The sequence below is a fragment of the Pseudomonas sp. B414 genome (assembly GCF_055408445.1).
Window position 1 is genome coordinate 38710 of record NZ_JBUZTQ010000024.1, and the last position, 26123, is coordinate 64832.

Consider the following 26123-nt stretch of genomic DNA (forward strand, 5'->3'; position numbering starts at 1 on the left):
ATGAACGACAACAATAAAATTCAGATGGAGAACGCCGTGAGTACCAGCACCATGACGATGATCCAGGCCCTGCGCTCGGCCATGGATGTCATGCTTGAGCGCGACGATAATGTGGTGGTGTTTGGCCAGGATGTGGGCTACTTCGGCGGCGTATTCCGCTGCACCGAAGGCCTGCAGGCCAAGTACGGCAGCTCGCGGGTGTTCGACGCCCCCATCTCGGAAAGCGGCATCGTCGGTACCGCTGTGGGCATGGGCGCCTACGGCCTGCGCCCGGTCGCCGAAATCCAGTTTGCCGACTACTTCTACCCGGCGTCCGACCAAATCGTTTCTGAAGCTGCACGCCTGCGCTATCGCTCGGCCGGTGAGTTTATCGCCCCGATGACCATCCGCATGCCCTGCGGTGGCGGCATCTACGGCGGTCAGACCCACAGCCAGAGCCCGGAAGCCATGTTTACCCAGGTCTGTGGCCTGCGCACCGTGATGCCATCCAACCCCTACGACGCCAAGGGCCTGCTGATTGCCGCCATCGAAAACGATGACCCGGTGATCTTCCTTGAGCCAAAACGCCTGTACAACGGCCCCTTCGACGGCCACCACGATCGCCCGGTTACGCCGTGGGCCAAACACCCGGCCAGCGCTGTTCCTGACGGTTACTACACGGTACCGCTGGACTGCGCCGCCATTGTGCGCCCCGGCACTGAAGTCACCATCCTGACCTACGGCACCACCGTGTATGTGGCGCAGGTTGCCGCCGAAGAAACCGGCATCGACGCTGAAGTCATCGACCTGCGCAGCCTCTGGCCGCTGGACCTGGATGCCATCGTTACCTCTGTAAAGAAGACCCGCCGTTGCGTAGTCGTGCACGAAGCCACCCGCACCTGCGGTTTTGGCGCCGAGCTGATCGCACTGGTGCAAGAGCACTGCTTCCACTACCTGGAAGCGCCAATCGAGCGCGTAACCGGCTGGGATACACCGTATCCCCATGCTCAGGAGTGGGCCTACTTCCCAGGCCCGGCGCGAGTGGGTGCAGCTTTGAAACGGGTTATGGAGGTCTGAATGGGTACGCACGTTATCAAGATGCCGGACATTGGCGAAGGCATTGCTCAAGTTGAACTGGTGGAGTGGTTTGTCAAAGTCGGCGACATGGTCAGCGAAGACCAGGTGGTGGCCGATGTGATGACCGACAAGGCCACCGTGGACATTCCCTCCCCCGTGGCTGGCAGAGTCCTGGCCCTGGGCGGTCAGCCCGGCGAAGTAATGGCGGTGGGCAGCGAACTGATCCGCATCGAAGTCGAAGGGGCTGGCAACCTGCGTGAAAGCGCCCAGCCTGCCGCAGCGCCAGCACCTGTAGCTGCTGCGCCTAAAACCGCGCCACAAGCCCGCGTTGAAGTTGCAGTGGTTGCAGCCCCTGCGATCAAAGCGGCGGCAGTTCAGCGCCCGGCACCTGTGGCCCGCGAAGCCAACGAGCGCCCGCTGGCCTCCCCGGCCGTGCGCAAGCGTGCCTGGGATGCCGGGATCGAGTTGCGCTTCGTGGTCGGCAGTGGCCATGCTGGCCGTGTGCTGCATGACGACCTGGACGCCTACCTGGCCCAAGACACCAGCCCGAGTACCGCGCCAGCCAGCGGTTACGCCAAACGCAACGACGAACAGCAGATCCCGGTGATCGGCCTGCGCCGCAAGATTGCCCAGCGCATGCAGGACGCCAAGCGCCGCGCTGCCCACTTCAGCTATGTCGAAGAAGTCGACGTCACCGCCCTCGAAGAGCTGCGCGCCCAACTTAACCAGAAGTGGGGCGACAGCCGCGGCAAGCTGACCTTGCTGCCGTTTCTGCTACGGGCGATGGTCGTGGCACTGCGCGACTTCCCGCAGATCAACGTACGTTACGACGACGAAGCACAAATCATCACCCGCTTTGGCGCCGCCCATATCGGCGTTGCCGCGCAAAGCGACGGCGGCCTGATGGTGCCAGTGGTTCGCCATGCCGAAACCCTGAACCTGTGGGGCGCGGCCGATGAAATTGCCCGCCTGGCCAATGCCGTGCGCACGGGCAAAGCCACCCGCGAAGAGCTGACCGGTTCCACCATTACCCTGACCAGTCTTGGCGCGTTGGGCGGTATCGTCAGCACCCCGGTGGTCAACCTGCCGGAAGTGGCGATCATTGGTGTCAACCGCATTGTCGAGCGGCCGATGGTGGTCAAAGGCCAGATCGTGATCCGCAAAATGATGAACCTCTCCAGTTCCTTCGACCATCGCGTGGTTGATGGCATGGACGCGGCGCAATTTATCCAGGCCATGCGTGGCTTGCTCGAACAACCTGCCACCCTGTTTCTGGAGTGAACATGCAGCCAACCCAACACACTACGCTGCTGATTATCGGTGGCGGCCCTGGCGGCTATGTGGCGGCAATCCGCGCTGGCCAACTGGGCATCCCGACGGTATTGATCGAAGGCCAGTCGCTGGGCGGTACCTGCCTGAATGTCGGCTGCATCCCGTCCAAGGCGCTGATTCACGTTGCCGAGCAGTTCCATACCACCCAGCGTTACAGCAACGGCTCACCGCTGGGGATCAAGACCCAGGCACCCACCCTGGATATCGGCCAGAGCGTGCAATGGAAAAACACCATCGTAGATCGCCTGACCTCCGGCGTCGGCGCGCTGCTGAAGAAGAATGGCGTCAAGGTCATCCACGGCTGGGCCAAAATCCTCGATGGCAAGGCCGTGGAAGTTGACGGGCAACGTATCGAATGCGAACACCTGCTGCTGGCCACCGGCTCGCAGACCGTTGACCTGCCGATCCTGCCGATTGGCGGGGCGATTATTTCGTCCACCGAAGCCCTGCAGCCAACAGCCATTCCCAAGCGCCTGACCGTGGTTGGCGCCGGGTATATCGGCCTGGAGCTGGGCATTGCCTACCGCAAGCTCGGCGCCGAAGTGACCGTGGTTGAAGCCCGTGACCGGATCTTGCCGACTTACGACAAGGAACTGACCCTGCCGGTGGCCGAATCCCTCAAGGCATTGGGCATTACCCTGTATCTGGAGCACAGCGTCGAAGGCTTCCAGGCCAGCACCAAGACCCTGTCGATGCGTGACCGTATGGGCCAGAGCCAGACCCTGGAAACAGATCAGGTGCTGGTGGCCGTCGGCCGCCGCCCGCGCACTCAAGGCTTTAACCTTGAAGCCCTGGCGCTGACCATGAACGGCCCGGCGATTCGTGTCGACAACCGTTGCCACACCAGCATGCGCAACGTGTGGGCGATTGGCGACCTGACCGGCGAGCCGATGCTGGCTCACCGGGCCATGGCACAGGGCGAAATGGTTGCCGAAATCATTGCTGGCAAACAGCGCGAGTTCAGCCCAACGGCCATTGCGGCAGTGTGCTTTACCGATCCGGAGATTGTGGTAGTCGGCAAGACTCCGGCCGAGGCTGAAGCGGCGGGCCTGGACTTTATCAGCGCCAGTTTCCCGTTCTCGGCCAATGGCCGGGCCATGACCCTGGAGTCCAGGACCGGCTTTGTGCGGGTTGTGGCACGCCGCGACAATCACTTGATTATCGGCTGGCAAGCGGTGGGCGTGGGTGTTTCGGAACTGTCCACGGCCTTTGGCCAGTCCATGGAGATGGGCGCCTGCCTGGAAGACATTGCCGGCACCATTCACGCTCACCCGACCCTGGGTGAAGCCGTGCAGGAAGCCGCGCTGCGTGCTTTGGGGCATGCGTTGCATTTGTAAGAGCAACTAACAACAGTTTGGGAGCGGGCCTGCCTGCGATGCACAACGCATCTGCCAGGTAAATCGCAGTGATGCTATCGCGAGCAAGCCCGCTCCTACATTTGACCCTGTATGCATCAGACTGTGTGAGCAACACAAAACCTGTGGGAGCGGGCTTGCTCGCGATGCAGGCAAAACCGGTTCACCTGCCAAACCGCAGCGCCTGCATCGCGGGCAAGCCCGGCTCCCACAGGATTTGAAACGTTCACAGCATCTGCCACCCTGGCACATATGGCTGCCCCTATCGTGGCTTTAACACGCAACCAACACTGGGCGTAATGGCCCAAGACCAGTAGAATCGCGCTCTTTTTTCCAGGGCGCTTGCCATGACCTCTCTGAAAACCCCGCTTGAAGCCGAGCCTCAGACCAGCGAGCTGGTCTTGGGTCTTGAAGACCGTCCCAAGCCGTGGATCGCCTTTCTGGCAGCCCTGCAACATCTGCTGGCCATTATCGTGCCGATCGTCACCCCCGGCCTGCTGATCTGTCAGGCGCTGGGTGTGTCCAGCCGCGATACCAACCTGATTGTGTCGATGTCGCTGGTCATCTCCGGCATCGCCACCTTCGTTCAGTGCAAACGCTTCGGCCCTTTTGGCGCCGGGCTGCTGATCGTCCAGGGCACCAGTTTCAACTTTGTCGGCCCGCTGATTGCCGGCGGTGCGTTGATGGTCAAGCAAGGCACGCCGGTTGAAGGCGTGATGGCGGCGATCTTTGGCGTGGTGATTGCCGGTTCGTTCGTCGAAATGGGCATCTCGCGGATTCTGCCCTTTGTAAAACGCATGATCACTCCGCTGGTCACCGGCATCGTGGTGCTGATGATCGGCCTGACCCTGATCAAGGTCGGCCTGATCAGCATGGGCGGCGGTTTCACCGCCATGGGTAACGGTACCTTCGCCAATGGCGAAAACCTGATGCTGTCGGGTGTGGTACTGGCAATCATCGTTATCCTCAACCGCATCCCGCTGGTGTGGATGCGCAGTTGCGCCATTGTGATTGCCCTGGCCGTGGGCTATGCCCTGGCCGGCTATCTGGGCCGCCTGGACTTCACCGGCATGCACCAGGCCGAGCTGTTCCAGGTGCCGATGCCCCTGCACTTCGGTCTGGGCTTCTCCTGGGCGCTGTTTATCCCGATGCTGGTGATCTACCTCGTGACCTCGCTGGAAGCCATCGGTGATGTGACCGCCACCAGCAAGGTGTCGCGCCAGCCGGTAGAAGGCCCGATATGGATGCAGCGCATCAAGGGCGGCGTGCTGGTCAACGGTGCCAACTCGTTTCTGGCGGGTATTTTCAACACCTTCCCAAGCTCGGTGTTTGCCCAAAACAATGGCGTGATCCAGCTCACCGGGATTGCCAGCCGCCATATCGGCGTATGGATTGCCGGCATGCTGATCCTGCTGGGCCTGTTCCCGAGCGTGGCCGGTGCCATTCAGGCCGTGCCGGAGCCGGTACTGGGCGGTGCGGCCATGGTGATGTTCGGAGCCGTAGCGGCCTCGGGGATCAATATCCTGGCCAGCATCAACCTGGACCGTCGCGCCCTGCTGATCATTGCCGTATCCCTGGCCCTGGGCCTGGGTGTGTCGCAGGTGCCGGAGTTCCTCGCACATATGCCCGCAGCCCTTCGCAACGTGCTGGAGTCCGGTGTGGCCACAGGCGGTATCTGTGCCTTGCTGCTGAACTGGTTCCTGCCGGAAGCCGAGAAAAAATCGGCGTTGTAAAGCATTCTCCACGGCAGGGTGCCCTACGGCATTCTGCCGCGCTGTAAAACTTTCCCTCTTTCACCATTTGCCTTACTCTTTTATCACCACTATTGCCTGATTTGGGCGACGTAAATGAACACATACGGTGAGCGGCTGAAAAAAGAGCGTTTACGCCTGAAGCTGACTCAGGCGCAGTTGGCCGATGCTGGCGGTGTCGGGCGCCATGCCCAAAGCTGCTATGAACGCGATATCACCCTGCCCCGCGCCGATTATCTGTCGGCCATCACCCTGCTGGGTATTGATGTGCTGTACATCATCACCGGCTGCCCCTCCCTGCATTTCGACACCCCTGAAAAACTACGTGGAGATCGTTGTGTCTGAACCCGGAACCAACCATCAAAAAGCTCTGGACCGTTTTCTCGCCGAGCACCCGGAACTGGCCGCCGAGCTTGAAACGTTGAACCCGTTGGCCGCTCGCGCAGTGGGCCAATCGATGAAGGAATATCGTCAGGAACGCTTGAATGAAGCCTTTGAGGCCGAGGCAGAACGCCTGGGCTTTTTTGCTTGGGAATTGACGCTGCAACTGACCAGTGCAACCGCGCAGGAATTCGAGGCCCAGCGCCTTGAAGTACACCGCGAGGTCGCGCAAATGGCCGGTATGAGCTGGGCTGAATACTGCGAGTTGCATGGGCTGCAGGCAAAATCCCGGTAGTCGTTGACGAGCTCCGCGAGGCTACGTCCGACGATGAAATCGTCGTAATTGCGAGAAGCGTGATCTGTCTGAAACCTCGAGCAGCATGGTTTACGACTGCTGCGCAGCCGATCGCAGCCTTCGTTCCTCGTCAACGACTACAAATATTTGCCAGGGTGCCAGATACTCGAACACACCTTCTCCAGCAACGCCTTGTTGTGGCTGAACACAATCAGCCCCAGCTCACGTCGCCTGACCTCCTCCAGCAACACTTGCCAGACCTGCGCCTGAATATGCGGGTCCAGTTGTGCCGTGACTTCATCGGCAATCAGGTAGCGTGTGCGCGGATCCAGCGCCCGGAGCAAAGCGATACGCGCCAGCTCCCCGCCCGACAATTCGTCCGGGCGGCGCGCCAGCCACTGCGGATTTACCGCCAGGCGAACGAGCCAGGTAGCATCCGGTGACCAGGCATCACGCAGACTTTCGCCCGTGGTGCGATAAGGATTGAAGCTCTGTTCGGGATGCTGCGGCACCAGTTGCACCGGGCAATAGCCCTTTTTCGACAGCGGTTTGCCGCCCACGCTGACACTGCCCGAGGTCGCCGACTGCCATTGCGCCAGCACCCGCCCCAGGGTGGTCTTGCCAAAACCGCTGGGCGCCGAGATACCCTGACGCTCCCCCGGCCTGACCTGAAACGACACCGAGTCCCACAGCCTCTGGCCATCCTGAACAATGCTGAGTTGCCGAACCTCAAGCATATTCTGGCTCCTGGCGGGCAAAGAACTGCTGCTCGGGCAACGCCGCCCACAACGACCGCAACCACGGGCTGCCGCCGTTCTCGCGTAGCGCTTGAGCGCTCAGGGTTTCGTGTAGCTCACCCTGGTGCAGCACGGCAATACTGTCGGCAAAACGCGCCGCGAGTGCCAGATCATGGGTCACCCACAATATCCCGCGCCCCTGCTGGCAAAAGCCCTTGAGATGGGTCAGCAACTGGCAGGCGTGCTCGTCATCCAGCCACGCGGTAATTTCATCAGCCAGGATGTAACGGGCATGGGTCAGGGCCGCGCTACAGGCCAGAACACGCTTGGCCATCCCCCCCGACAAGGTGCGCGGAAACTCCTGCACCAGCCCCGGCTGCAAGTTGTAGCGCTGCAGTTGCTCTGCCACATCCTCCAGACCCAGCTGGACCCCACCCAGCCGCGCCGCGCGCATCAATTGCGGCCCGACCTTGATCAGCGGATTCAGGGCGCTGACCCCCTGAGGTACGTAACACAGCGCTTTGCCGCGCTGATCGACCTTGGCGGCATCACCCAGCACCTGCCCGTCGAGCACAATGTCTCCGCGACAGCGCATGCTCTCTGGCAGCAGGCCCAAGGTGCTCTGCAGCAGCAGGCTTTTGCCCTCGCCGCTGGACCCCACCAGTGCCACCAGCTCGCCGGGCCGGACTTCAAGGGAAATATTGCTCAGCAGCGGGTGCCAGGTTTTGTGGCCCAGCCAATGGTAGTGGGCAACGTCAATCGCGAACCGGTCGAATTTCAGCATCAGGTAATCCTTATCCAGAGCTGCTGCAATGCCCGTGCAAATTGGTCGAAGACCAATACCAGACCCACCAGAATCAAACCCGGGAACAACGCCAGCCACCAGGCGCCGCTGCTCAAGTACCTTAGCGCATCAGCCAGCAACAGGCCCAATGACGGATCATGGGGCGCCAGACCAAAACCCAGGAAGCTCAACGCCGCCGAATGCAAGACTGCATGGGGGAACATCAACAGGGTGCCGATAATCCACTGCGGCAACAGCAAAGGCAGCAAATGATGGCGCCAGCGATAGAAACTGCTGTTGCCCAGCCTGTGCGAGAGCATCACAAAATCGGTTTCGCGGATACGCAGGATTTCGCCGCGCAAAATCAACGCCAACCGCGGCCAGTGGGTCAGTGCCACGGCCAGAATTACCCCCTGCTTGCCGCCGCCCAAGGTGAAACAAATCAACACCAGCAGCAACAAATGGGGCAGCGCCAGCATGCTGTCGATCAGCCCGCGAATCAGGTAATCCAGGGTTTTGTTCACCGCGCACAAACTGGCCGCGAGCATCGCCAGAAAACCGCTGCTAAAGGCCGCAGTCAGGCCGATTTGCAGGCTGGTGGTCATCCCCTGAAAACACCGCAGCCACAGATCGCGCCCCAGGCTGTCGGTGCCAAACCAATACTCGGCCGATGGCGGCAGGCGCCGGGCCAGCAGGTCCATTGAGACATCGATATTGATGATCGAGATACCGTAGGCAATCAGCCCCAGCAATATCAGCAATGAGAGGCAAAGCCTGAGTAAAGCGCGATTTGGATCGTAAGTCATAGCTGGCGCGCCGCCCCTCGGTTCAGGCGCAGTAACAGCGCGTTGGCAATACTGTTGCCGGTAAACACCAGCACCGCGCAAAACATCACAATCCCCATCAATAGCGGAATATCACCACGTAACCCCGCATCAATCGTGGCCTGCCCCAGGCCCGGATAAGCAAACACCTTTTCCGCCAGCAGCGAGCCACCAATCAACTCCCCCACCGAGGCGAATTGCAGGCACAAAGCAGGGGTTACAGCGTGACGCAGAATATGAAAGTTGATCAGCGGCCAGCCTTTGTCGCCCTGGGCATGGGCGTAACGGATAAATTCGCTGTTCATCACCTCGGCCACCCGCGAGCGGGTATGCAGGGCGATATTGCCGACACCGAGCACACCCAGCGCCAGCATCGGCAATATCAAGTGCCTGAGTTTGTCGCCCCAAGTCGCGGTTTCGGCATTACTGCCGGGAGTCCAGGCGCAGCAGATCGGCGCCCAGTTGAGGGTTACGGCAAACAGTGACAGCAGCAGCAAGCCAATCCAGAAAGTCGGCATGGACGCCAGCACGTAGGACAGAGTCGAAATCAGCCGGTCAGGCCAGCGATTCAAGTAGCGCCCCGCCGTCAGGCCCATGGCCAGGCCGACAATGCCGGAAAACAGCCAGGCCGAAAACAGCAATGCAAAGGAGGTGGCAAAACGCTCGCCGATCACTTGCGAAACCGGCGCGTTATACAGCATCGAGTAACCAAAATCCCCTTGCAGCATTTGCCCGAACCAGCGCAAAAAGCGCTCCCACAATGGCAGATCAAGGCCCCAGCGCGCAGCGATCAACGGGTACTGTTCAGGTGGCACATGCAGCAGGTCATTGCCTATATAGGCGCGAATCGGGTCCACCGGAGAAAAGCTGAGCAAAGCAAAAGTCCCCGCTGCCGTCACCAGCAGCAGGGCCAACATGCGCACAACGTACAGCGACAAGCCGCGTATCACTGGCAGGTCCACTTCCAGCCATCGACGCTATTGAGCAGCGACCAGGAACCGTGGATTTCCGGCGCGCCCTTGCCCAGATCAACACACTCATCGGTCAGATAGGTGTGCTGCACGTTGAGCAACCAGGCCCAGGCCGCATCGCCTTTGACCCCGACGCCGGTTTTACCGTCCCACTCCACTTGCTGCCAGAACGGCACGGCCTGCTGCCAGGTCGGCGCATCCAGCGCTTGCTGCAGATGCTGGTCGACCAGCGGATTGTTGTAATACCCCGGGTTGTAGTACTCAACCCCGGCGGCCTTGCTGCTGTAGTGGTGGTAAAGCTCCATCGGGTCAAGGCTGCCCCAGCCAAACAGGGTCGGGTTGGCGTGCATATTGCGCTCGACGGTTTCCCAACTGCCGGACTTCAAGTCGACATCGATGCCGACGGGCTTGAGCATCGAACGTACGGCCTGGGCCAGGTCACGACGGGTGGCATCACCGCTGGCGTACCATAGGGTGACTTTGGCCGGCAGACCGTTTTTCTCACGGACACCGCTGGCGGTTTCAACCCAGCCGGCGGCATCCAGAATCTGTTTGGCTTTAGCAATATCGCCATCTTTGAAAGCCGCATCCGGGTTATCCCACGGCAAGCCCTGAACACCGGTATAGGCCGGGATGGCGTGGCCTTCGAGAATCTGCTCGGCGAGCAATTGGCGATTGATGGCGTAGTTGATGGCTTTACGGATCGCTATATCGGCAGTCACATCATTACCAATGGCATAACCCTGAGCGTCTTTCTTGCCTGACGGCAGGGTCGGCATCACGATGCCGCGGTTTTCCACGCTGGGGCGTACCCACAGTTTCATGCCCGCCGCAGGCGTCACCGCCAGTGAAGGTGCAATGCGCACAACCCCCAACTGCTTGCTTTGCGCGGCGGCAAAAGCGCTGTCTTCATCCAGGAACACAAACACCAGCTTGTTGAAATCGTTGTGCTGCCCTGCGTAGTACGGGTTGGCCTCAACAATCAACTGCTGGCCCGGCTGGTAGCTGAGCAACCGGTAAGGCCCGGCACCAATCGGCTTTTGCGCGTAGGTTTTGGCGTCGTACTTGTCCGCCGAGACGATACCCAACGAACCAAGCACATTGACGAAGGTGCTCTGCGGCGCCTTGAGTTCAATACGCACCGTCAGCGGATCAACCACCTCGGCCTTGAGGAAGTTACCCATATCGACCTTGCCGCCGCTGGCTGCAGCATTGTTGTAGGTGTACGCCACATCCTTGGCCGTCAACGGTGAGCCATCAGAGAACTTCAAGTCGGGCTTGAGCTTCAGGGTCCAGGTCTTGCCACCCTCACTGCTTTGATAATCACTGAGCAGAAAGCTGCTCCAGGACAAGTCTTCGTTTTGCTTGAGCAAGGGACTGTGCAACAGCAGATAACTGCCGTGACTCCAGCCCAGCATGGGGTCAAAGCCTTCGGTCGGCTCATCGCCAATGGCCAGTTGCAGGGTGCGATCCTGCGCTGAATACGCCGGAGCTGCCAGCACCGTCAACAAAGCAGCCGCCACCAGGGTGTTAAGCATCCATGCAGGCTTTGACATCTATCCTCCTGACAATAAGTAGCCCCGCCAAAGCGGGTGCCGGACCGGCTTTACGCACGTCGTCGCGCCCAACAGTAATAGCAGCCTGATTTTAAATAGCCAGATATCCATCTGATTTTTTAGAGATTTTCCGGGCGCCTGGTATCACCTTGTAACAATTGCCTCAGGTCAGGTTCCATGTCCGTGGCTGTGCTATACCAATGGGTACGATTATTCAGTCACGGCATACAGACACAGCAGACAGAGGTTCGCATGTTCAAAGGATTAGCCGGTCACCTCAAAGACAAAAACGTCCAATCGATCAACACCCTGCCGTCCAATAATATTGAACTGTTCGACTGCTATACCGGTTTGATCCTGGGCCACCTGTACCGCAACTTCCCGCTGCCCATCACCCTGACCGCCGAACGTTTTATCGACTACAAAAACCTCGCAGACAGCAACCCCGAGGCATTGGAAAAGGAAGAGAACCTGTTCCTGGCCACCGTCAAATGGCTGGCCGATATCGGCTATATCCACTTTGACGGCATGTCAGGCGTAGCCTTTTACGAGGTAGTCCTGACCAACAGCGGGCTGCTGATCTTGCGCGCCTACCCCGAAGGCACAGACACCGCCCCTACCCTCGGCGAAAAGCTGGCGCAATGCATCAAAAACGAAAACACCGCCGATATGCGAGCACTGGTGACCCAGGCCCTGAGTTTGGGCGTGCGGATGATCAGCCCGATGAGCCGGTCGGGGATTTAAGCCCGGTACCAAATGCCTTGAGGCTCAGACATGGGCCTCCACCACCCACCTGACTTTCTCCAACCCTTCACGCAGTGCCGCCATGCCCACCGACCCCAGCGCCAGCCTGATTGCATGGGGCACATGGGCCGAGGTGGCAAACGGCTGGGCTGTGGAGACCGAAACCTGCTCACGCTCCAGCGCCGCCGCGACTTGATCGGCCCGGGCGTCCTCAGACAGGGGCAGCCAGACAAAGTAGGACGATGGGTGACGTACTGTGTGCAGCCCAGCCAATAGCTCATCAGCAATAAGCTGCCTTGCTTGTGCATCCTTACGCTTTTGCACCTCAAGGCGGCTGACCGTACCGTCATCGAGCCAGGCGCTGGTAATGGCTGTCATTACGCCGGGTGCATTCCAGGCCGTGACACGGATAATTCGCTCAAGCGCACTGACCTTTGCCGCAGGCGCCACCATAAAACCCACACGCAATCCTGCGGCGACACTTTTGGAAAATCCGCAGACATAGACCGTTCTTTCGGGCGCCAGCTCGGCAAGGGGCGTTGGCGGGTTTTCCACCAGAAAGGCGTAAGCCGCGTCTTCAATAATATGCAGGTCAAATTGTCGTGCTATTGCCACCAACTGCTTGCGCTGCTCAAGGCCCATTACCCAGCCCAGCGGGTTGTGCAGCGTGGGCATGCTGTAGATCGCCCGCACCGATCGGCTGCGACACAGCTTGGCGAGAGCATCAAGGTCGGGCCCGCTTTCCGAGGTAGGGATGGGCAGTATTTCCAGGTGCAGCGAGAGCGCCAGCGCCTTGAAACCCGGGTAGGTCAAGGCATCCACTGCAATTACATCGCCGGGCTGGAGCAGTGCCATCAGGGCCACGGTCAACCCGTGTTGCGCGCCATTGACGATCAGCACTTGTTCGGCCGGTACGTTCAGCCCGCTGACCAGCAGGTGCCGGGCCACCGATGCCCGCTCATGCAGGCGCCCGCCATGGGGCTGGTAACGCAGTAATGACTCAAGGTCGCCGGACAACGCCAATTGACGCAAAGCGGTACGCAACAGCTCGGCCTGCCCCGGCAACGAAGGATAATTGTAGTTGAGGTCCAGCATCCCCGCGGTCACATCGGGCTGGTCGATTCCATGCCCCGGCGGCAGCGAGGTCTCCCGAACAAAGGTGCCGCGCCCGGTTTCGCCGCTGACCAGGCCCATGGCCTCAAGCTCGGCATAGACCCGGCTGGCAGTGACCAGGGCCAGGCCTTCACGCGCCGCAAGCTCGCGATGGGTAGGCAGGCGCGTCCCCGGAGACAGGCGCCCGCAGCGGATATCGACGGCAAAAGCGTCAACCAGGGATTTGTAACGGGATCGGGACATACGCCTTTGTATCCATGACAATTTTTTGATTGTCATTAATCATCAGCCATAGGATGTGCGGCATGCAATCGCGCAATCAACCTTGAGTGTGAAACTTCATGGAACGCACTTCCAACCTGCAAAACCCCACTTCGCAAAAGAACCTGAGCGGCTGGATCAACGGGTTTATCGGCGTGGTTATTTTCAGCGCCTCACTGCCCGCGACCAAGGTGGCTGTACTGGAGTTTGACCCGGTTTTTCTGACGCTGGCGCGCGCCAGCATTGCCGGTGTGCTTGCCCTGGCCATGCTTGGCCTGCTCAAGGCTCGCCCACCGCTACGCAGCCAACTGCTGCCACTGTTAATCGTGGCAACCGGCGTGGTGGTCGGTTTCCCCCTGCTGACGGCGCTGGCCCTGCAGCATGTGACATCGGCGCATAGCATTGTGTTTCTTGGCCTGTTACCGCTTTCCACAGCGGCTTTCGCAGTACTGCGAGGGGGGGAGCGGCCGCGGCCGGCCTTCTGGTGTTTCTCCATGCTGGGCAGCGCCTTTGTGGTCGGCTATGCCCTCTCCCAGGGGCTGACCGCAGCACCCGAAGGCGATATTTTGATGCTGCTGGCTGTGCTGATTTGCGGCCTGGGCTATGCCGAGGGAGCCAAACTGTCGCGCACGCTGGGCGGTTGGCAGGTGATCTCATGGGCGCTGGTACTCTCGCTACCGCTGATGGCCCCCCTCGCATGGTTATGGGCGCCCTCCTCGTTCACAGGCATCAGCGCCCCGGCCTGGTCCGGCCTGGCTTACATTTCTGTGTTCAGCATGTTGATCGGTTTTGTCTTCTGGTACCGGGGGCTGGCCCAGGGTGGAATCGCCGCAGTGGGCCAGCTTCAGCTGCTGCAGCCTTTTTTTGGTTTGGCGCTGGCCGCCACACTGCTGCATGAAACCGTCAGCATGGACATGTTTGGTGTGACTGCGGCGGTAATCATGTGTGTGATTGCAGCCAGAAAATTTGCCAGTTAAGGCCTGACTCGCGCGGCAGCGGAATTGGCTCTTTTGATTCTGTCACCGCGTGCTTTTTTATCGTACGCATCCTGAGCTTGCATCACGCCACCTGCGGCGTGAATCCAGTCACTGGCAGTACAACCGGTGAGACCTGCACTAAACACAAGCATCATTATTAAAACAACACCCTTCACAGTTACACATTCCAACTCATACTTGGCAAACATCACGACATCACATTTCCGCTTAAACATTCAGGCGCCGATTATAAACATTTAACCGGGCAAATACCTCATTCTGCCTTACTGACACTCCCTTGCGCCCTTAAAACACCTTACTCAAACTTACTTTAGTTTTTTCACCCCCCAAACAAAGAGACCAGTCACAGGAGTAGGATTTTTCCTACAGCCAGACTTGACTCATAGCATCTGCCTATGATCTTCTTACACAGGAAAATATAAAAGGTAAGTAAGATGCAGGACGGCCGTGAAACTTCAACAGCATTAACTACGGTCACATGCACCTATGATCACGACAAGCTTTTACTGCGCAACCCCCCTCTGCAAACCACCCTTACGAGCAACGAGGGGCATCTGTTATTAGCCCTTATCGAGGGCGTTACCGATAAAGAAGACTTGATCCGGCGTGTATGGGGCGAGCGTGGCCTTATCGTATCGGACAGCAGCTATTACAAGGCACTTCATACCCTCAGGCATTACCTCTCAGAAGTCGGACTGGACAGGTCTGTGTTAAAAACCTTGCCCAGGCGAGGCGTCGTGCTGCTGTTAAATATAGAAAAAGTCTCAAGCGAAAACAGCATCAATGACGTAGAGAATAAAGCAGAGCCGCCAATAATCGACGAGTTTATTATTGAAACGGGCTCGGCGTGCGTGCAAGCACAGCCATCGGAATCAATAAACAGAGACCCGCAGGACACTGCACCCCTGACAAAATCGATCTCCGTATTGCCCTCTCCTGCGCCTTTGCACACACCAGGCAAAAGCATCCGAGACCACGTGTACAACGCCTATCTATTTTACCCAAGCGTATTGTTAGGTCTTTTACTGCCTGCCTGCTATGCCTATATGTTTTTTGGCAAACCTGTGCAGCTGGAACGCTGGCGTCTTTTATCGCAGAGCGAGAATGCAAAACTATATGTTGAGACGGGAGATAAATCTTCCGTTAACGATATTATTTCCGAGATGGCAGTATTTGGTCCGGGCGTGGGAACAACCGGCACCAACTACTATGTCAAGAAAACCCTGTCTGAGCTTTTAGTCAGCTGCGAAAAACCGGAAAGCAAAGGAGAGGCGCTGTGTACAAACTACCTGATCATCGAACAAAAAAAATAACCTTATGGTTAAGCCTGGCGTCCATTCTGGCGTTCGCTACACTTATCGCACTGCAGGCTTACACTTATCATGAGGATACGCCTCAGGCACAGTGCTACGCATCGATAGACTTTATCTACTCGGCAGAGGATGGCCAGCGCTGGTCTGGCAAGGGTGACATGTCCATCAATATGGAGGCAGGCGAAATCTACCTGTATTTCAACCTGAAAAACCCGCAGCAGCAGGCGTATTTGTACAACCGCCGACTCGACGTGAACTTTGAACACCTGGACAGTTCCAGGTTTTTATTTAAAACCCTGAACGCAACGGTTTTTGAAAGTGACAACAGCATCAAACATGCCCTGTTTATGCGTCGCGGCCTGGAAGGTGGCTTGATAACTTTTTCGCGATTTTCAGATGTGGAATATTACTACAACATCAATAATATTCTGACAGGCGTTTGCCACGTACCGACTTGACCCCTGCAGATCATCGATATCCGTATATCCCTGTCCATTTGTTTTCTCGCTGAAACTCGCGCTGTACAAACAATGAAAAACCGCTGGAATCGCCAGAATCATACAGCGACACCCCTTCACTTTTAGCCTTGGCCAATACCGAGAGCAAATGCCTGATCACTTCGGCCGTTTTGAACACATCAGTACCGGAGCAAGCGACAAACCTGACCACGCTGGTTAATGCAAGACTGTACTGTGCAAACTCAACCAGCGGACGGTATGTCCCGCACAGGCAAATATGCACGGCTATCTGCTGGACCACAGCCTCCCGATCACCGTCATTCAACAGACGGCCCTGGCGGGTCAGCACATCGAGAAAACGCAAAGCATTGCGAAAGTCGACATTGATGAACCTCTCCTGCCCCTCAACGGCCAGGGCAGCTTTGAAAGCAAAATCCCTACCCACAATGGGTACTGCACTCAGTGAATACATGCTCAACCTCCGGGGCAAATTTCAGCGCCATGCTCCCATAGCCCTGCCCCCTCAACCCGCCAGCAACCTTATATAAGCTTGCACCCCCCCTTACTTTTCCTTACCTACCCTGAAAGCCACGGTTTACGGGTGTTGCTCAAGTTCCTTAGCGGCTAATATCGGATCATGAGTTCACTCTGCTTCAGGGCACGGGCTCTTTTTATCCGGCTGAATCTCGCAGGAATTTCCATGAATCGCGCAATACGTTATTCCTCGAAAAAGGTCTTTTTGATTTCTTTTATCATTGGCATCCTGCCCATCGTCCTGGGTAGTTTTCTGGTCTATCTGAAGACCCACTCAGACCTGTCCCGCACATCCGACAATGCCGCCCATGAGGCATCCCGACAGATCACTGTCATGCTGACTGAAGCAGAGGCCAGCGCCAATGAACTGATCAGCCTTGCCGGCCGGCCCTGTTCTGAAGTGGCCAAGGATCTGCGCGAAGCGGTTGCCACCTACCGTTTTCTGCGCGCAACAAACCTGGTCATTGATAACCAGGTTTATTGCAGTTCTTTATACGGCACCGATATAAGCATGAAGATAAACCCGGCAAATTACTTGCGAGGCCGTTTGCTGCTGAGGGATCAGGCCACCCCGGGGCCTAAAACATCAGTGCTTGTATTAAGGACTCAACAGGGCAATAAAAGTGTGCTTGTGGGTATTGATGGCAGGCATATCCAGGATGCCCTGCACCTGATTAATAAAAACAGCAATTTATCGCTGCAGGTAGGCAGCACCTGGATGACTCAGAACGGGGTCACTCACACCCCACCCTACGAAGCCAATCCAATAGCGGCCAAAACCGTAGTCTCCAACGAATACGGCTTCACGGTGTATGCCGCCTACCCACAAGGCACACTGTTAAAACATATACTCGACACCTACTCGGTGCTTCTTGGTCTTTTATTGGCCTTGGGCATATTTTCCGGGCTGTTTACCTACTGGATGCTTGGCCGCGTGTTGGCACCGAGCATGGAACTTCAGCGTGCCTTGTCGGCGGATGAATTTATTCCCTATTTACAGCCGGTCATCTCTTCAACCTCGGGCAAGTGTATGGGCTGCGAAGTGCTCATCAGATGGAATCATCCCCATGAAGGGATCATTACCCCGAACAGTTTTATTCCGCTGGCCGAACGATCTGACCTGATTATCGCCATGACCCGCACTATCATGCGCAAGACGGCACAGCTACTCGCCTCCCATGCTTGCGCACTGGAGCAGCCCTTCCATATCGGCTTCAATGTTTCCGCCAAACACTTCGAGAGTTATGAACTGGTCGATGATTGCCTGTTATTTTTGCAGGCGTTTAAACCGGGTACGGTCATCATTGTTTTAGAAATGACTGAGCGCGAGCTGATTAAACCCACGCCAACCGCGCTGCAACTGATTGCACAACTGCATGACCTGGGCGTAAAAATCGCTTTGGATGACTTTGGCACCGGCCACTCCAGCCTGAGCTATTTGCAGCAATTCAAAGTCGACTACATCAAGATCGATCAAAGCTTTGTGTCCATGATTGGTGCCGATGCCCTGTCGGTGCATATCCTTGACTCCATTCTGGACCTGGCACTCAAACTGGATTTACAGGTTCTGGCCGAGGGCATTGAAACGGAAGAGCAACGCGACTATCTGGGAGCCTGCGGCGTGGATTTTATGCAAGGCTATTTCTACGCTCGGCCCATGCCCGTCAACGAATTTTTGCAGACCATAATCGAGCACCCGGACTTTTCCAAAAAATCTGACTGGACAGCTAACAACAGCTCTATTACCGCATCCCCGACGTCAGCACCGCAGGTATAACTATCCACACAAGTCGGTGCTGAATATGCCGATGACACTTTTGGAGCGAGCCCCGTAAAGCGCTGCCTCGATAATCACGACTTACTGATGACAGGTCGAGGTTCAGCATGACAAGCGCATCTACAGAGCAGGTCAGCCCCAAAACACTGAGAAAAGTGATTGTTGCCGCCGCCATCGGTAACTTCGTCGAGTGGTTCGACTTTGCCGTGTATGGTTTTCTGGCCACAACCATCGCCCAGCAGTTTTTCCCCAGCGGTGATGCCAGTGCCGCCTTGCTCAAGACCTTTGCCGTATTCGCCGTAGCCTTTGCTTTTCGTCCCCTTGGCGGGATTTTCTTCGGCATGCTGGGGGACAGGATCGGGCGCAAGCGCACCCTGGCGATGACGATCCTGCTGATGGCCGGGGCGACGACATTGATTGGCATTTTGCCCACCTATGCCGCTATCGGCGTAATAGCACCGATTCTGCTCACCCTGATCCGTTGCGCCCAGGGCTTTTCCGCCGGCGGCGAATACGCTGGCGCCTGTGCCTACCTGATGGAGCATGCACCCAACGACAAAAGGGCCTGGTATGGCAGCTTTCTGCCGGTCTCGACCTTCTCCGCTTTTGCCGCCGCAGCCGTGCTGGCCTATGCCCTTGAAGCGTCGTTATCGGCCGAGGCCATGGGCAGTTGGGGCTGGCGCCTGCCATTTCTGATTGCCGCGCCGCTGGGCCTGGTGGGGCTTTACCTGCGCTGGAAGCTGGATGAAACCCCGGCGTTCCAGGCGGTGAAGGAGGAACATGCCGTTGCCCACTCGCCGCTCCGGGAAACCCTGCGCAATCATGGAGCGGCCATCTGCTGCCTGGGCGCCTTTGTGTCGCTGACGGCGCTGTCGTTCTATATGTTCACCACCTACTTTGCCACCTACCTGCAAGTCGCCGGTGGACTGAGTCGAGCAAGCGCCTTGCTGGTGTCGCTGATCGCACTGATCTTCGCCGCAGCAATATGCCCGCTGGCCGGGCTGTATTCGGACCGGGTCGGGCGGCGGGCTACGGTGGTGACGGCTTGTGGTCTATTGATTGTTGCGGTGTACCCATCGTTTCTGATGGCCAGTTCCGGCGGGTTTGCAGCGTCCATTGTCGGGGTTATGCTGCTGGCGATAGGTGCGGTGTTGTGTGGCGTAGTCACCGCCGCCCTGCTCTCGGAAACCTTTCCTACCCGCACTCGCTATACCGCCTCAGCGATCACTTACAACATGGCCTACACCCTCTTCGGCGGCACCGCACCACTGGTAGCGACATGGCTGATCAGCACCACCGGCAGTAACCTTTCACCGGCGTTCTACCTGATGGCTGTGGCACTGCTCGCGCTGGCCGGTGGCCTGGCGTTGCCGGAAACTTCGAAAATTTCCCTGCATGATGTCGCAACACAGGAAAAAGGGGCTGGAGTGGCTGCGGCAGTCTGATGTTGTGGGAGCGAACCTGCTCGCTCCCACCGTCGGGGTGAGTAAACAACTGACACTTTCTACAGCCCTTCGCCCTTCAATACTGGCAACTCCACCGTCACTTGCAGCCCTGCCGGTTTGCGATTGCTCAGGGTTAGCGAACCGCCGTGCTCCAACACAATCGCCCGGGCTGCCGACAACCCCAGCCCCACTCCGCCGGTGTTTTTATTGCGCGAACCTTCGAGCCGGTAAAAGGGTACGAACACCTGTTCATGGCTTTCAACGGGAATACCCGGCCCCCGGTCGAGTATGCGCACAATCACCTGCTCATCATCGCCGCTCAACTCGACGGCGGGCTCGATGGCGTATTTGATGGCGTTGTCCAGCAGGTTGGTGATCACACGTTTAAGCCCCAGCGGGCGACCGAAATACACAAGATGCGCGGGGCCGCTGAAAGCAATGTCGATGGACTGGTCGCGATAGTCATCGATCAGGGTGTGCAGCAGCTCGGCCAGATCAAACTGCGTGGCCTGCTCCAGCCGGGCGTCATCACGAAAAAACTCCAGGCTGGAGTTGATCATGGCCTGCATCTCGTCTACATCGCGAAACAGACGCTGCTGTTGATCGGGGTCGTCGATAAATTCACCGCGCAGGCGCATGCGCGTCAGCGGCGTGCGCAAGTCGTGGGAAATGGCCGCGAGCATCTGGGTACGGTCTTTGATGAAGTGCTGCAACTGCGCTTGCATGGCATTGAAGGCAAGGATGGCCTGGCGAATTTCCTTGGGCCCGACTGGTTCGATGGGCGGCGCGCGAAAGTCGACACCAAAACGCCGGGCACCTTCGGCAAATTGTTGCAGTGGCCTGGCAAGATGGCGGGTGGCTATCAACGCCACCAGAGCGGTGGACAGCAGCACCAGCACAATCAGGATCAGATTGCGTTGCCACTGGCCCAGGCCCCAATTGCGCGACGGGATACTGAACATCAGCCAGGAACCATCGGCCAGTTGCACCAGCAAGGCGTAGTGGCCGTTTTTCTCTGGCCAGTCATCCGGCTGATAGGCTTCGAGTCGTCGTTCAGGGCTGTTGAACAGGCGTTGCGCCAGAGGTGTGTCCGTGCGCAGCACAGCATCCGCGACCTGGGGCAAATCCAGGCCCTCGCGGCTGGCATGCCAACTGATATTCAAACTGCTGTCAGTGGCTGCAGCCGCCAGATGCTCGCGCTGCTGGGCCTGGGATGCCTCGATCAGCTTGGTGGTCAGGGAAATCTTCTCCAGCAACCCGATTTCGCTCAGCGGCGGGTAGGCCCAGACCCCTGCCAACTGGGTAAAAAGCGCATTGAACGCCAGTGCAGTCAGCATCGCGACGATAGTGGTCAGGGCAATCCAGCGCGCGATGGTGTTGCGCGAGCGCAAGCGCCAACCTGAAACCCAGCGCTTCACTGCCGGGTCACACTGGGGGTGAACAAGTAGCCGACGTTGCGCACGGTGCGAATCATCTCCACGCCTTTGCTGTCGAACTCCAGCTTGCGCCGCAAGCGGCTGACCTGAACGTCGATGCTGCGATCGAAGGCATCATGACCTGCCCCCCGCGCCAGATCCAGCAACAGTTCGCGGGTAAGAATGCGTTGCGGATGCTCGACAAATACCAGCAGCAAATCGAATTCCCCGGCCGACAACGGGATCATCACCTGATCCGGTGAGCGCAGCTCACGGCGGGTCAGGTCCAGCTGCCAGTCGGCAAATTTCATCAGCGGTCGCGGCACCTGCCCGGTCACCGCCTGACTCTGCCCGGCACGACGCAACACCGCCCGCACCCGGGCCAGCAGTTCACGGGCATCGAAAGGCTTGCTCAGGTAGTCGTCGGCGCCCATTTCCAGCCCGACCACGCGATCACTCAACTCGCCCATGGCGGTCAGCATGATCACCGGCGTTGGGTACTGCTGGCGTAAACGCTGACACAGCATCAGGCCATTTTCTCCGGGCAACATCAGGTCAAGAATGATCAGGTCCGGTGGCTGAACTGCCATCGCCGCCCACAGCGAAGTGCCATCGGTTGCCACTTGCACCGAATAATCGTGCTGTACAAAAAATTTCTTCAGGAGCGCAAGGACCTCAAGGTCATCGTCCACGATCAAAAGGCTGCTCACCGGTGCGCATCACTTAATATTTGTAAGGACACATATCTAAAACTATTCGGCGCGCCGCGTCATATATTTCAACTCGGCAACAAAGTGTCAGCGCGGCAAAAAGGCAGACATATCCGGGCAAGACGCCAATGCGAGGATCAACCTTCTTTCCTGCCACGAATTTCTCTCACCCATGCCTTCAGACAACCCGTCCATGATCCTTGAACAGCGACTGGTAAAACGCGCCAATGCCGCCCTGCACTGTCGTGAAACAAGCCTGCGCCTGTCGGATAAAGGTGATGAAGTGGTACTCAGCCGCTATATCGAACATTACAGCCATGAAGGCGTGCAATGGGTCGAGAGCACGCATCGGGTGCGGGTCAGTGCCCTACTCAAATGGATGACTAGCCATGGCGAGGCGCAAACCCTGACCCAGGATGGCGACAGGTAGCCCACTGGTACATGCTGCTGCATTGTGTTTAGCATGGTCCCCCTCTTCCCGCCCAAGGACCGACCATGCCTTCAAACAAGACTGATACGGCACTGATCATCATCGACATGCAAAAAGGCATGTCCAGCCCCAGACTAGGCCGTAGAAACAATCCGGATGCAGAACTTAACCTGCAGCGCTTGCTGCAGGCGTGGCGGCAGGCGCGCCTGCCCGTGCTCCATATCAGGCATATTTCCCGCGCTTCAGGCTCAGTTTTCTGGCCCGGCCAGACAGGTTGCGAATTCCAGGATGCACTGGCCCCGCTTGCCCATGAGCATGTGGTCGAAAAAAACGTCCCGGATGCATTCGCCAACACAGGGCTGGAGCGATGGCTGCGCACGCGCAGCATTCAACACGTGGTGATTGCCGGAGTTGTCACCAACAACTCGGTTGAGTCCAGCGTACGCGCTGCAGGCTGCCTGGGGTTTGACGTGATAGTTGCTGCGGATGCCTGCTACACCTTTGACCAGACAGACTTGGCAGGTCGGCTCTGGCCAGCCGAGGATGTACATGCACTGTCCCTTGCCAATATGGCGATGGACTATGCCAGGGTTCGGGATGTGAGCGGGATACTTGAGGGGCTGGATTGACAGAAGCAGCCGCCGGGCTTGCGCCCGGCGGCAATGGGGTCAGGAAGCAACGTCCAGAGCGGCTTTTTGCGCCTTGGCGATCGAGCGACTACGTACCCAGTTGAAGCAGATGGCCAGGATCAAGGCAAAACCGACGTAACCCAGCAGCGGATACACGGTACCGACCAACTTGCTGAAACCACCCAGGCTCAAACCCAGGCCGACACAAACAGTGACTGCACTGATCAACTTGAAGCGACTGGTTTCAGGCTTGGCAAAGCGTGCGCTGAAGGCAAAGAACATCCCCACCGCAGTGCTGTAGACCATGCATACCAGCGCCACCGACATCACCACCGAAAGAATCGGCGAGATTCGGCCAGCCAATGCCAGGGAGGGCATTTCAATGCCCTGCAGCTGGTTGATATTGGCAAACAGACCGATGTTCAGCAGCAGGATCAACAGGCCCAGACCCAGCCCACCCAGCACGCCGCCGATGGCTGCAGCCTTGGGTTGCCTGGTCATGCCGCCAATCACAGCCAGCATCGGGAAACCTACTGCAATATTGAACGATGCATACAGCAAGGCGCCGACAAACCAGTTGCCAGTGACCGTCTCGTTGTTCTCACGGGCAACCGCGTCGAGGGTTTCGATCGGAGCGTTGTAGCTGAAGATTGAATAGGTGGTGATGATCAGCACCATCGCCAGCAGGAAAGGCATGACTGCGCTGATCAGGTCGATGATGCGCTTGACGTTCATGCACAGGGTGGCGATTACCAGCACGGTCATCAACACACCGCCAAACAGCGGAGGCAGATCGTACTGCTGGGCAAAGATCGAACCGCTACCGGCCAGCATCACCACGCCGACGCCGTACAGGAAGAAGGACAACACCACATCGACGACCAGGCCGATACGCGCACCGAACAGAATGTAAAGAACCTCCTTGTGGGAAGTCGCCTGCATCTTCGAACTCATCCGGGCGATCTGCATACCGAGGAAAGCGAACATCAAGCCGCTCACCAGAGTGCCCACGATGCCGATAAGCCCATAGCCAGTGAAAAACTGCAGCACCTCCTGCCCGGAGGCAAAACCGCCACCAATTACTACAGACATGTAGGCAAGCGCGATCTGGATCGACTGTTTATTCATTACACTTTTCTCATTCTTAGACTTATTAGATGCACGGCAAACGAAAGGCCACCAACCTCCTTCCCGTTTGCGCAAACGGCTGTCTCCATAGCAGCTCAATCAAACTCTGAGGATTGTTGAACTGTGCCGGTATGCAGGCGCCGGGGCAGTATAGGAATTGTTGAGTAGGAATTTTCACCATATACAAGGTAAAAATCAGAGAAAAACTGGCTTCAAAAAGAATTACACATACGAAATATCCTGAATCGGACGATTTCGACCGCAAAAACAACTGAAACATCTTGAAACATGTATGTTTTTATAAATCAAATACTTAGCCATACCACCAGCCCTTCCCTGCATGACCACTGCCCACTGGCTATCACCCATGGCAAGGTTCTCTGACTGCGCTTTTCGCGGCCCGCCACCCGATTGTTACCCCTTGGGGTGACGCCGGTGAGTATATGGGTCAGAGTAGGCTCAGGTTTCGCGACTGAATGCCCAACCGCCATGTGCAAGGGCATGGGTAAATGCTTGTTCTAGCCAGCAGCCGCTTTGATTTTCTGCACACTCAGTGCTTTTTTGTCGGAGTTCTGTGACATGTCCGTTTCCAACATGGATAAATTCAATAACCTTGCCGGCAGAGTTTTAGGGGAGCTGTACCTGAACTTCCCCGTACCCAGTAACCTGGCCGCAGAGCAATTTGTTGAATTGGCAGTGGAATCGAGTGACCAATGTCACATGAGCCTGCCAAGCAAAGACGCTGAATTTTTTATCGCCACAACCTACTGGCTGATCAATGCCGGATACATCAACGGCACCGTATCTCCTTACACTCACCTTACAGATGCGGTGCTGACGGCCAAAGGCCTGGAGGTACTTAACGCAACCCCCAAATGCCTGACTCATCCTCACTCACTGCGTGAGCAACTGGCAGAGGTTGCCAGAGAGGGCAGCAAGGAAAGTTTCAAAGGACTACTTGCAGAAGAACTGGTGGCAGGGGCCAAGTTAATTGCTCCGGCCGTTGGGCTTTTGTAGTGACAGCATGCCTTGAAACGGCTGTTGCTCTAACTTCAGCACATCCCTCACCAGTTGGCCGTCAAGCGGCCTGGTCGGACGTGTTTTAAGACAACTGCACCGGGCATACCCCGATCATTGATTCACCCGATAAAAGGAGTTTTCGGATGCCATTTTCACCGACGGAACATACTGCCTTACTGGCCTTGAAGGGCGTAGGGCCCACCGTTATCACCCGCCTTGAGCAGATGGGCATAGACTCGCTCGCTGTACTCAGCAAAGCGAATATAAATGACATCCTGGCCCGGGCATCTGCAGCAACGGGATCGACCTGCTGGAAAAACAGCCCCCAAGCACGGGCGTCTATCACCGCAGCCGTTCAGTTTGCCAAAGACTCTCAGGCAAACGCAGCAGGCGCGTAAAGCCTGAGAGGCTTGGAATTTTGATTGCGGAATGTTGAACTATCAACGCCCTTCTCCTCCGCTAAATGGCACTTGTAAAAAAACTCAGCGGATCCACTGTAATGACAATTGTCATTACAGGAGTCAAGCCTATGGCTTCCATCAATATCCGCGTGGACGACGAACTCAAAGCCCGCGCCTATCAAGAACTTGAACGTCTGGGCGTCACTCCCTCGGAACTGATGCGCCAGGCCCTGCAGTACGTCGCCGAGCGCGGCCAACTGCCCTTTCGCCCGGTGCTAATGACCGAAGAAGATGAAGCGCTCATCAACACCGTCCGCGAACGGCTCGCGGGACCACAGCGCGTGAAGGTGACGCTGGATGACATTTAGTCTTGAGTTTGACCAGCGCGCACTCAAGGAGTGGCACAAGCTCGGAGGTGGCAGTGTCCTGAATGTTCAGGAGGTTGATCAGAACGCCGTTGGGGTAGACGTAAGGATCATCTTCGGCTAATTAACCAGCGACATAGTAGTGATTATGACCTTCATTGTGGGTGATATTGCTGGTGTAAGCCCTGCAGATCAAGGGGTACATGCACATTTGCGGAAATTATTTACCCTCATCCGGCGCTCTGCCGATCAAACACAAACCCAATCAGCTACACCGCAGCATGCAATCTAAGGAATGTCTTATATTCACAATGGTATGTCATTGTCATGAATGACATAC

The 26123-nt window shown here is 57.4% G+C and carries 28 protein-coding genes; 18 read left to right on the forward strand and 10 right to left on the reverse strand.

Annotation, left to right across the window (positions count from 1 at the left end; translation table 11 throughout):
- The 6 genes from ACZRMH_RS18635 to ACZRMH_RS18660 all read left to right on the forward strand — a co-directional run bounded on the left by ACZRMH_RS18635 (position 1) and on the right by ACZRMH_RS18660 (position 6170).
- Positions 1-1056, forward strand: coding sequence for an alpha-ketoacid dehydrogenase subunit beta (locus tag ACZRMH_RS18635; RefSeq protein ID WP_464014675.1), 1056 nt, complete (start codon positions 1-3; stop codon positions 1054-1056).
- On the forward strand, positions 1057-2337 hold the full coding sequence (locus ACZRMH_RS18640) for a dihydrolipoamide acetyltransferase family protein (protein WP_464014676.1): 1281 nt from the start codon (positions 1057-1059) through the stop codon (positions 2335-2337). It begins immediately after the preceding gene.
- Between the two features lie 2 nt (positions 2338-2339).
- On the forward strand, positions 2340-3725 hold the full coding sequence (gene lpdA / locus ACZRMH_RS18645; protein WP_464014677.1) for a dihydrolipoyl dehydrogenase: 1386 nt from the start codon (positions 2340-2342) through the stop codon (positions 3723-3725).
- Between the two features lie 365 nt (positions 3726-4090).
- Positions 4091-5476 (forward strand): nucleobase:cation symporter-2 family protein, encoded by a 1386-nt coding sequence (locus tag ACZRMH_RS18650; protein ID WP_464014678.1) that lies wholly within the window; start codon positions 4091-4093, stop codon positions 5474-5476.
- A 114-nt stretch (positions 5477-5590) separates the two neighbouring features.
- Positions 5591-5839 (forward strand): helix-turn-helix domain-containing protein, encoded by a 249-nt coding sequence (locus ACZRMH_RS18655; RefSeq protein WP_464014679.1) that lies wholly within the window; start codon positions 5591-5593, stop codon positions 5837-5839.
- On the forward strand, positions 5832-6170 hold the full coding sequence (locus ACZRMH_RS18660; protein ID WP_464014680.1) for a DUF6388 family protein: 339 nt from the start codon (positions 5832-5834) through the stop codon (positions 6168-6170). The genes ACZRMH_RS18655 and ACZRMH_RS18660 overlap by 8 nt, the downstream gene beginning before the upstream one ends.
- A gap of 137 nt (positions 6171-6307) precedes the next feature.
- Here ACZRMH_RS18660 and ACZRMH_RS18665 read toward each other — a convergent pair whose 3' ends face one another.
- The 5 genes from ACZRMH_RS18665 to ACZRMH_RS18685 are packed head-to-tail and all read right to left on the reverse strand — an operon-like array spanning position 6308 to position 11042.
- Entirely contained in the window at positions 6308-6907 is a 600-nt protein-coding gene (locus tag ACZRMH_RS18665; RefSeq protein ID WP_464014681.1) for an ATP-binding cassette domain-containing protein, read from the reverse strand.
- Positions 6900-7691, reverse strand: a complete 792-nt coding sequence (locus tag ACZRMH_RS18670; RefSeq protein WP_464014682.1) for an ATP-binding cassette domain-containing protein — start codon at positions 7689-7691, stop codon at positions 6900-6902. The genes ACZRMH_RS18665 and ACZRMH_RS18670 overlap by 8 nt, the downstream gene beginning before the upstream one ends.
- Positions 7691-8497, reverse strand: coding sequence for an ABC transporter permease (locus ACZRMH_RS18675; RefSeq protein ID WP_464014683.1), 807 nt, complete (start codon positions 8495-8497; stop codon positions 7691-7693). The genes ACZRMH_RS18670 and ACZRMH_RS18675 overlap by 1 nt, the downstream gene beginning before the upstream one ends.
- Positions 8494-9453, reverse strand: a complete 960-nt coding sequence (locus ACZRMH_RS18680) for an ABC transporter permease (RefSeq protein WP_464014684.1) — start codon at positions 9451-9453, stop codon at positions 8494-8496. Before ACZRMH_RS18680 ends, ACZRMH_RS18675 begins: the two co-directional genes overlap by 4 nt.
- Before the next feature lie 8 nt (positions 9454-9461).
- Positions 9462-11042, reverse strand: coding sequence for an ABC transporter substrate-binding protein (locus ACZRMH_RS18685; RefSeq protein WP_464014685.1), 1581 nt, complete (start codon positions 11040-11042; stop codon positions 9462-9464).
- 252 nt (positions 11043-11294) lie between these two features.
- Here ACZRMH_RS18685 and ACZRMH_RS18690 point away from each other — a divergent pair, with 252 nt between their 5' ends.
- The gene (locus tag ACZRMH_RS18690) at positions 11295-11786 is read left to right on the forward strand and encodes a hypothetical protein (RefSeq protein ID WP_464014686.1); all 492 of its coding nucleotides are present in this window, start codon (positions 11295-11297) and stop codon (positions 11784-11786) included.
- Between the two features lie 24 nt (positions 11787-11810).
- On the opposite strand, the gene ACZRMH_RS18695 is transcribed toward ACZRMH_RS18690, so the two are convergent.
- Positions 11811-13142 (reverse strand): aminotransferase-like domain-containing protein, encoded by a 1332-nt coding sequence (locus ACZRMH_RS18695; protein ID WP_464014687.1) that lies wholly within the window; start codon positions 13140-13142, stop codon positions 11811-11813.
- A 98-nt stretch (positions 13143-13240) separates the two neighbouring features.
- On the opposite strand from ACZRMH_RS18695, the gene ACZRMH_RS18700 reads away from it, so the two are divergent.
- From ACZRMH_RS18700 to ACZRMH_RS18710, 3 genes are all read left to right on the forward strand, one after another.
- Entirely contained in the window at positions 13241-14137 is an 897-nt protein-coding gene (locus ACZRMH_RS18700; RefSeq protein ID WP_464014688.1) for a DMT family transporter, read from the forward strand.
- Between the two features lie 455 nt (positions 14138-14592).
- A complete protein-coding gene (locus tag ACZRMH_RS18705) occupies positions 14593-15471 on the forward strand; it encodes a winged helix-turn-helix domain-containing protein (RefSeq protein ID WP_464014689.1) in 879 nt (292 codons plus the stop codon).
- Positions 15435-15929: a hypothetical protein gene (locus tag ACZRMH_RS18710; protein WP_464014690.1), complete on the forward strand. Its 495-nt coding sequence runs from the start codon at positions 15435-15437 to the stop codon at positions 15927-15929. Before ACZRMH_RS18705 ends, ACZRMH_RS18710 begins: the two co-directional genes overlap by 37 nt.
- A gap of 10 nt (positions 15930-15939) precedes the next feature.
- Here ACZRMH_RS18710 and ACZRMH_RS18715 read toward each other — a convergent pair whose 3' ends face one another.
- The gene (locus ACZRMH_RS18715; RefSeq protein ID WP_464014691.1) at positions 15940-16401 is read right to left on the reverse strand and encodes a hypothetical protein; all 462 of its coding nucleotides are present in this window, start codon (positions 16399-16401) and stop codon (positions 15940-15942) included.
- A gap of 165 nt (positions 16402-16566) precedes the next feature.
- Between ACZRMH_RS18715 and ACZRMH_RS18720 the strand changes: the two genes are divergently transcribed.
- On the forward strand, positions 16567-18240 hold the full coding sequence (locus tag ACZRMH_RS18720) for an EAL domain-containing protein (protein ID WP_464014692.1): 1674 nt from the start codon (positions 16567-16569) through the stop codon (positions 18238-18240).
- Between the two features lie 107 nt (positions 18241-18347).
- Positions 18348-19685 (forward strand): MFS transporter, encoded by a 1338-nt coding sequence (locus ACZRMH_RS18725; protein WP_464014693.1) that lies wholly within the window; start codon positions 18348-18350, stop codon positions 19683-19685.
- Between the two features lie 59 nt (positions 19686-19744).
- Here ACZRMH_RS18725 and ACZRMH_RS18730 read toward each other — a convergent pair whose 3' ends face one another.
- A complete protein-coding gene (locus ACZRMH_RS18730) occupies positions 19745-21022 on the reverse strand; it encodes a sensor histidine kinase (RefSeq protein WP_464014728.1) in 1278 nt (425 codons plus the stop codon).
- Between the two features lie 77 nt (positions 21023-21099).
- Positions 21100-21810 (reverse strand): response regulator, encoded by a 711-nt coding sequence (locus ACZRMH_RS18735; RefSeq protein ID WP_464014694.1) that lies wholly within the window; start codon positions 21808-21810, stop codon positions 21100-21102.
- A 172-nt stretch (positions 21811-21982) separates the two neighbouring features.
- Here ACZRMH_RS18735 and ACZRMH_RS18740 point away from each other — a divergent pair, with 172 nt between their 5' ends.
- Together ACZRMH_RS18740 and ACZRMH_RS18745 are read left to right on the forward strand one after the other, a co-directional pair.
- Positions 21983-22240 (forward strand): hypothetical protein, encoded by a 258-nt coding sequence (locus ACZRMH_RS18740; RefSeq protein ID WP_464014695.1) that lies wholly within the window; start codon positions 21983-21985, stop codon positions 22238-22240.
- A 65-nt stretch (positions 22241-22305) separates the two neighbouring features.
- Positions 22306-22869: a cysteine hydrolase family protein gene (locus ACZRMH_RS18745; protein ID WP_464014696.1), complete on the forward strand. Its 564-nt coding sequence runs from the start codon at positions 22306-22308 to the stop codon at positions 22867-22869.
- 39 nt (positions 22870-22908) lie between these two features.
- Here the strand turns inward: ACZRMH_RS18745 and ACZRMH_RS18750 are convergent, their stop codons facing one another.
- Positions 22909-23997, reverse strand: a complete 1089-nt coding sequence (locus ACZRMH_RS18750) for a YkvI family membrane protein (protein WP_464014697.1) — start codon at positions 23995-23997, stop codon at positions 22909-22911.
- A gap of 579 nt (positions 23998-24576) precedes the next feature.
- On the opposite strand from ACZRMH_RS18750, the gene ACZRMH_RS18755 reads away from it, so the two are divergent.
- The 4 genes from ACZRMH_RS18755 to ACZRMH_RS18770 all read left to right on the forward strand — a co-directional run bounded on the left by ACZRMH_RS18755 (position 24577) and on the right by ACZRMH_RS18770 (position 25907).
- Positions 24577-25014 carry a hypothetical protein gene (locus ACZRMH_RS18755; protein ID WP_464014698.1) on the forward strand — a complete coding sequence of 146 codons (438 nt, stop codon included), beginning with the start codon at positions 24577-24579 and terminating at the stop codon, positions 25012-25014.
- Between the two features lie 146 nt (positions 25015-25160).
- On the forward strand, positions 25161-25415 hold the full coding sequence (locus tag ACZRMH_RS18760; RefSeq protein WP_464014699.1) for a helix-hairpin-helix domain-containing protein: 255 nt from the start codon (positions 25161-25163) through the stop codon (positions 25413-25415).
- Between the two features lie 131 nt (positions 25416-25546).
- A complete protein-coding gene (locus tag ACZRMH_RS18765; RefSeq protein WP_464014700.1) occupies positions 25547-25786 on the forward strand; it encodes a type II toxin-antitoxin system RelB/DinJ family antitoxin in 240 nt (79 codons plus the stop codon).
- On the forward strand, positions 25776-25907 hold the full coding sequence (locus ACZRMH_RS18770; protein ID WP_464014701.1) for a hypothetical protein: 132 nt from the start codon (positions 25776-25778) through the stop codon (positions 25905-25907). The genes ACZRMH_RS18765 and ACZRMH_RS18770 overlap by 11 nt, the downstream gene beginning before the upstream one ends.
- Positions 25908-26123 lie beyond the last annotated feature (216 nt).